6 protein-coding genes and 1 tRNA gene are annotated in these 6,491 nt (G+C 74.9%); 4 read left to right on the top strand and 3 right to left on the bottom strand.

What is annotated here, in order from left to right; genetic code table 11:
- Positions 1-57: 57 nt before the first annotated feature.
- A complete protein-coding gene (locus VR44_RS29825; protein ID WP_052713889.1) occupies positions 58-765 on the bottom strand; it encodes a 4'-phosphopantetheinyl transferase family protein in 708 nt (235 codons plus the stop codon).
- A gap of 83 nt (positions 766-848) precedes the next feature.
- Here VR44_RS29825 and VR44_RS29830 point away from each other — a divergent pair, with 83 nt between their 5' ends.
- Complete coding sequence (locus VR44_RS29830; RefSeq protein WP_045950733.1) at positions 849-1,619, top strand: alpha/beta fold hydrolase; 771 nt, start codon at positions 849-851, stop codon at positions 1,617-1,619.
- Between the two features lie 4 nt (positions 1,620-1,623).
- Here the strand turns inward: VR44_RS29830 and VR44_RS29835 are convergent, their stop codons facing one another.
- Positions 1,624-2,166: a hypothetical protein gene (locus VR44_RS29835; RefSeq protein ID WP_045950734.1), complete on the bottom strand. Its 543-nt coding sequence runs from the start codon at positions 2,164-2,166 to the stop codon at positions 1,624-1,626.
- Between the two features lie 243 nt (positions 2,167-2,409).
- Between VR44_RS29835 and VR44_RS29840 the strand changes: the two genes are divergently transcribed.
- Complete coding sequence (locus VR44_RS29840; RefSeq protein WP_045950735.1) at positions 2,410-2,892, top strand: phospholipase; 483 nt, start codon at positions 2,410-2,412, stop codon at positions 2,890-2,892.
- Between the two features lie 126 nt (positions 2,893-3,018).
- On the opposite strand, the gene VR44_RS29845 is transcribed toward VR44_RS29840, so the two are convergent.
- Positions 3,019-3,091, bottom strand: a tRNA-Arg gene (locus tag VR44_RS29845).
- Positions 3,092-3,413: 322 nt separating this feature from the next.
- On the opposite strand from VR44_RS29845, the gene VR44_RS29850 reads away from it, so the two are divergent.
- Together VR44_RS29850 and VR44_RS29855 are read left to right on the top strand one after the other, a co-directional pair.
- Positions 3,414-5,033, top strand: coding sequence for a dynamin family protein (locus tag VR44_RS29850; RefSeq protein WP_045950736.1), 1,620 nt, complete (start codon positions 3,414-3,416; stop codon positions 5,031-5,033).
- A 4-nt stretch (positions 5,034-5,037) separates the two neighbouring features.
- Positions 5,038-6,491 (top strand): YfjP family GTPase (locus tag VR44_RS29855; protein WP_245692483.1); only part of this gene is annotated, 1,454 nt, incomplete at its 3' end.

Raw genomic sequence — 6,491 nt, forward strand, 5'->3', positions numbered from 1 at the left:
GGCGGGCGGTCCGTCAGGCGGTACGTCAGGCGGTACGTCCGTCAGGCCGTTCGCCCGTCAGGCGGACCGCACGGCCAGGGCGGCGGCGAACTCGGGTGGGGCCGGGAGGTCGCGCAGGGTCCAGCCCGGCACCCGGCCGGGGGCGGGACCCGAGCCGACGAAGGGTTCGGCCACGGCCACGCCGTAGGCGAGGCCCGTCCCGGTGGCCTTGAGGTAGGCCTCCTTGCGGGACCACACCCGGGCCAGCGCCACCCGTCGCCCGTCCTCCGGCAGGGCGGTGATCTCGGCCGCCTCCGCCGGGTGCAGGCTGCTCAGGATGTCGGCCACCGCCTTCGAACTCGGCAGGCCCTCCACGTCCACCCCCACCGGCACCGCCGCGAAGGCGAAGTACGCCAGGCCGTGGCTGTGGGACAGGGAGAAGTGCACCCCGCCTCCCGCCACCGCCGGCCGGCCGTGCGGGCCACCGCAGTTCGGGCAGTCCTCGCGGACCAGCCGGACCTCCTCGGGCGCCGTCCCCAGGTACCCGCCGAGCAGCACCCGCAGCCCCAGGTGCGAGGCCAGGTAGGTGCGCCGGTCGCCGGGGCGCACCAGCCGGGCCGCCCGCTTCCGCTCGCCCTCGTCCAGCAGCGCCTCGGCCCCGTCGGCCGCATGGCCGCCGATCACCCCGAGCGTGGTGTCCAGCGACCACACCACCGCACCGGAGCCCGTGGGCAGGTCCCCGATCCGGGGCGCCGCCCCGCCGAGTTGGTTCAGTTCCTCGATCACCTCATGAGGTTAATGGGGGTGGTTCGCGCCCCGGTTACCCTCGTGCTCGATATCACCGTGGACAACTCGGGGGGAAGCACACCGTGCGCAGTGCCGTCGTGACGCCGGAAGGCGACAGGATCCGTTGGGTCGAACTCCCGGGAGAGGAACCGGTCCGCGTCTACCTGCACGGACTCGGCGCCACCGCGCCCGCCTACTTCGCGGCGAGCGCCGTCCACCCGAGGCTGGCCGGGCGGCGCTCGCTGCTGCTCGACTTCCTCGGGCACGGGCACAGCGACCGGCCCGAGGCCTTCCCCTACACCCTGGAGGCGCACGCCGACACCGTGGCGCAGGCGCTCACCGCCGCCGGTGTCGCCGCGGCCGAGGTGATCGCCCACAGCATGGGCGGCGCGGTGGCCATCGTGCTGGCCGACCGGCACCCGGACCTGGTCTCCCGCCTCGTCCTGGTCGACGCCAACCTGGACCCCCTGCCGCCCACCCCGGGCACGGCGGGCAGCAGCGGGATCTCCTCCTACACGGAGCAGGAGTTCCTGGCCGGCGGCTGGGCCGAGGTCCGCGACCGGGCCGGTGCCCACTGGTGGTCGACGATGCGGCTGGCCGGCCGCACCGCGCTGTACCGGAGCGCCGTGCACCTCGCCGCGGGCACGACGCCCACCATGCGGGAACTGCTGCTGGAGCTGAAGGTCCCGCGCAGCTTCCTCCACCCGGAGGCGGACGGAGCTCCCTCCGGGGCCGGGGCCCTGGAGGCCGCCGGGGTCGCCGTCGTCCCCGTGCCCGACTGCGGGCACAACATCATGCTGGACAACCCCGAGGGTTTCGCACGGGCCGCTGCCGAGGCGCTCGCACGGGACTGACCCGTCAGCGGCGTACCGCCGGGACGGCCCCGGGCGCGGGGACGGCCGGTGTGCCCTCCGGTATTCGGGTCCCCGGGGAGGGCGTCCCGTCGGTCCAGGCGTAGACCTTCTTGCCGCGCACCGACACCTGGTACTGGTAGCGGTCCCGGCACTCGGGCCGCTCCTCGGCCCGGATGTCGCGCGGCCACCAGCGGGCCCCCAGCCGGGGCCCGCCCGCCTTCTTCGGGTGCTCCGCGGCGCACTGCGGTCCGTCGAGGGGCGTCTTGCCGAGGGTGAACCGGATGAGCCGGGCCTTGCCGTCGGCTCGGGCCTGGATCCGTATGTCGGTCGCGTCCCCCGGTACCCAGCTGGGCAGGGCGAGGGCCCGGTCCCCGCGGGCGTGCGCCTGGGCGGCGCCGGCGGTGGCGAAGTGCCGGCCCTTCTCCTTGAAGAACCGGTCGTTGAGGGCGTTGGTGAGCGGGTTGGGCGGGAGGTTGGGCAGCGCGAAGGCCGCGGTGGCGAGGGCTCCCACGATGGCTGCGGCGATGACGAGCGGACGGCGGTTCATACCGACAAGTGTTCGCGCCCGGGGCCGTCCGCGCGTCCCTCCCGGGTACCAACTTCCGCTCTGCCGGAAGTCGCATACGGACTCATACCTGAGAGTGGTCCCGGCCGCCGTCGACCCGCCACGGGCAGGAACGCCCGCGCCCGGGCCGCGTTATAGGGGCAGCCCCGGTCAACTCCCGGCGCGGCGAAGGCCCTCCCCCGGGGAACGGCCGCCCGCCCGCCGCCCCGCACCCGCAGGAGTGCCATGCGCCGCCGCCCCTTCACCGCCCTCGCCCCCGCTGCCGCCGCCCTGCTCTTCCTCGCCACCCCCGCCTCGGCGGTCCCGGCGGACAAGCCGCAGGTGCTGAGCCGGTGGACGCAGACCGGCGCGGCCAGCCAGGAAGCCTGGCTGGAGGCCCGCGCACACCGGACCGGCTGGGCCGCGTACGGGTTCGACTGGTCCACGGACTACTGCACGACCTCCCCGGACAACCCGTTCGGCTTCCCCTTCCGCGAGGCGTGCGCCCGCCACGACTTCGGCTACCGCAACTACCGGGCGGCGGGCGCGTTCCAGGCCAACAAGTCCCGGCTGGACGACGCCTTCCACGCGGACCTCCAGCGGGTCTGCGCGCGGTACTCGGGCGCCAGGAAGGCCTCCTGCGAGGGCACGGCCTGGACCTACTACCAGGCGGTGAGGGCCTTCGGAGCCTCTCCGGAAACCGGCCGGGCAGAGCCGCCGGCACCCTGATCCGCCCGTCCGGGCGACGGCCGTTTTGCGCCTGCAAGGATCCGGTCGAGTGATTTTTCGCCAGCGGTGGACGGCGTCCCACCAGGACGCCCGCGCAGGGCTCTCCTGGGGGAGGAGGAAGAAGAGTGCCCCCGGCAGGACTCGAACCTGCGGCCAAGCGCTTAGAAGGCGCCTGCTCTATCCACTGAGCTACGGGGGCCGGTGGTGACCGTGGTGGCCTGGAGCCCCTTGGTGGGGGTGGGACTGCGGTCCGTGCCGGGTCAAGGATAGGGCTCCGGTTGCCTTGTCCCGGTTGCTTCCCTCGCGTGCCACGTTGTGGAGGTTCGGTGAAGCGGTCCCGATAATCGCAGGCAGGTGCGATTCTCGCACCGCTTTTGCGCCGCGGCGGCCTGGGTGTTGTGCACTCGTTATGCCTGCGTCCCACTCGTCCTCCGTGTCCATGATGTCCCACAGGAGTCGCGGTCGGCGCGCAGAGGGCGTATAAGCTTCAAAAATGGTCCCAAATTGGGCATTCTTCGCATGTGGTGACCTTGGATGTTCGGCCTCAGCTGCTCGATGCCCTGTCCGCCCTGCGCGACCGGGTCGCGTCCGTGCGTCTGCCGCTGCCCCTGCCCGGCGCCCCGCGCGCCCGCCAGACCAGAGCCGAGCTGCTCGCGCAGCTCGACGACTACCTCGTACCCCGGCTCAAGGCGCCCGAGGCGCCGATGCTCGCCGTCGTCGGCGGCTCCACCGGAGCCGGCAAGTCCACCCTCGTCAACTCCCTCGTCGGCCGCCAGGTCAGCGAAGCCGGAGTGCTGCGCCCCACCACCCGCACCCCGGTGCTCGTCTGCCACCCCGACGACCACCACTGGTTCGCCGGAATGCGGGTCCTCCCCGACCTCATGCGCGTATGGGCACCCCAGGACGAGGAGGACCTCCTCCCCGCCCGCAAGGGCCGCCCGCCCGGAACGCGCCGCGGCGCCACGACGCGCGAACTGCGCATCGAGACCGTCTCCACCCTCCCGCGCGGCCTCGCCCTCCTCGACGCCCCGGACATCGACTCCCTCGTCGTGGAGAACCGGACCCTCGCGGCCCAGCTGATCTGCGCCGCCGACGTCTGGGTCATGGTCACCACCGCCTCGCGGTACGCCGACGCCATCCCCTGGCACCTCCTGCGCACCGCCAAGCAGTACGACGCCACCCTGATCATCGTCCTCGACCGGGTCCCGCACCAGGTGCTCGCCGAGGTCTCGCGCCAGTACGGGGCCCTGCTCAACCGGGCCGGGCTGGGCGACGTACCGCGGTTCACGGTGCCGGAGCTGCCCGAGTCGGCCGGCGGCGGCGGACTGCTGCCCGCCAGCGCCGTCGCCCCGCTGCTCGCCTGGCTCAGCCACCACGTCCAGGACCCGGCCGCCCGCCAGTACGCCGTCGGCCGCACCGCGCTCGGCGCGCTCGACTCCCTCCGGCGCCGCATGCCGGAGCTCGCCTCCGCCGTCGCCGCCCAGCACGCCGCCGCCGTCCGGCTCACCTCGGCCGTCGAGGACGCGTACAGGAGGGAGGGCAAACGGGTGCAGGGCCGCCTCGACAGCGGCGCCGTCCTCGCCGGGGACGCCCTCACCCGCTGGCGCGGCTACCCCCTCGACACCAGCGCCGACGAACTCCTCGACTCCCTCGCGGAATCACTCGCCGCGCTGCTCCAGTGCGCCGTCGCCGCCGCCGACGAGCGCATCGCCGAGGTGTGGCGCCGCGAGCCGGCCGCCGGGGCGGTACCGCTGCCCGGGCCCGACCGGGAGGCGGCGGAACGTATCGGCATGGCCGTACGGCGCTGGCGGCGCGTGCTGGAGGAACTCGCCGAGGAAGAGGTCGCCAAGCTCGGCAAGCAGCCCGCACCCGACCCCGACGGCATCGCCGCCCTCCTCGTCGCCGCCCTCCTCGGCGGCAAACGCGCCCGCCCGGCGGGGGAGAAGCTCGCCGAGCGGATCGGCGTCCAGGCGGCCGTACGCCTGCGCGACCGGGGCGGGGAACTGGTCAGCGACCACCTCGACGAGGTGCTGCGCGCCGAGCGGGACCGCCGCCTCGCGCCGCTCCAGGCGCTCGAAGTGACCCCGGAACCACAGGCCGAGCTGATCGCGGCGCTGTCCGTACTGCAGAAGGAGAGGTGAGGGGGTGACCGCCTTGACCGACCGCGACCGCGAGCGTGCCGGGGACCGCGACCACGTCCGCGACCAGGCCGGGGACGGCGTGCGCATCCGCGACCGGGCGGGGGAACGGGTCCGCGCCCGGGCCGCCGGCCGGAGCGCGGGCCCGGACGCGGGCGGCGCCGCGGACACCGGCGCCGAACCGGAACCCACGGACGGCCGCACCGGCGACCGGCCCGCCGGACGCGCCGCCGACCGCTGGGACGACGGGTTCATCGCCCGCTCGCGCCACCGGACCACCCGCAAGGGGGGCTTCGGCAGGGCCCGTTCACGCGGCGCCGAGGACGAATCCCCGGCCGAGGCGCTCGACGAGGAGGCGGACGCGGGCGAGGAGGCCCTCGTCCGCGCCGTCTCCGGAGCGGGGAGCGACGGCGGCAAAGCCCCCGCACCCCCGCTCAGCCCCGAGGCCCAGGCCCTGCGCACCCGCCTCGACGCCCTGCGCCAACTCGTCGGACTCTCCCGCACCCGCCTCGACGGAAGGACCCTGGCCGAGGCCGGACGGGTCCTCGACGAAGCCGCCGCACGCCGGGGCCTGTCCGCCCAGCACACCGTCGTCGCCGTCGCCGGAGCAACCGGAAGCGGCAAGTCCACTCTCTTCAACGCACTCGCCGGAGTGCAGATCTCCGAGACCGGGCTGCGCCGCCCGACCACCGCCGCGCCCATCGCCTGCAGCTGGTCGGACGGGGCCGCCGGACTGCTGGACCGGCTGGAGATCCCCGGCCGGCTGCGCCGCCGCCCCCGCGAGACCCCCGAGGCCGAGACGCTGCGCGGGATGGTCCTCGTCGACCTGCCCGACCTGGACTCGGCGCTCGGCGTGCACCGCGAGCACGTCGACCGGGTGCTGGCCCTGGTGGACGCGGTCATCTGGGTGGTGGACCCGGAGAAGTACGCGGACGCCGTCCTGCACGAGCGGTACCTGAGGCCGCTCGCGGGGCACGCGGAGGTCACGTTCGTCGTACTGAACCAGGTCGACCGGCTGCCCGGAGAGGCGGCCGACCTCGTCCTGGACGACCTGCGCCGGCTCCTGGACGAGGACGGCATCGCGCTCGGCGAGCACGGCGAACCCGGCGCCACCGTCCTCGGCCTGTCCGCCCTGACCGGCGAGGGGGTCGGGGAACTGCGCGAGCTCCTCGGACAGTTCACCCAGGAGAGGGGCGCCGCGACCCGCCGGATCGCCGCCGACGTCGACCGGGCCGCCGCCCGGCTGCGCCCGCTGTACGTGGCCGACGGGCACAGCGGACCCTCCGGGCCCGAGATCGGCGAGGCCGCGCGCGCCGAGTTCGAGGACCGGCTCGCCGAGGCCGTCGGGGCGTACGCGGCCGGTCTCGCCGCCGAACGGGCCTGGCGGCGCAATGCCGGAAAGGCCTGCGGAACGCCCTGGCTGCGGCTGTGGCGCTGGTACGAGAACCGGCGCGCCCCCCG

Origin of the sequence: Streptomyces katrae (assembly GCF_000966975.1) — a bacterium.
GTDB classification, from domain to species: domain Bacteria; phylum Actinomycetota; class Actinomycetes; order Streptomycetales; family Streptomycetaceae; genus Streptomyces; species Streptomyces katrae.

What these genes read in the sequence shown, in the direction of transcription:
- VR44_RS29835 (WP_045950734.1), bottom strand. Translation starts at nt 2,166, where the DNA reads ATGAACCGCCGTCCGCTCGTCATCGCCGCAGCCATCGTGGGAGCCCTC.
- VR44_RS29840 (WP_045950735.1), top strand. Translation starts at nt 2,410, where the DNA reads ATGCGCCGCCGCCCCTTCACCGCCCTCGCCCCCGCTGCCGCCGCCCTG.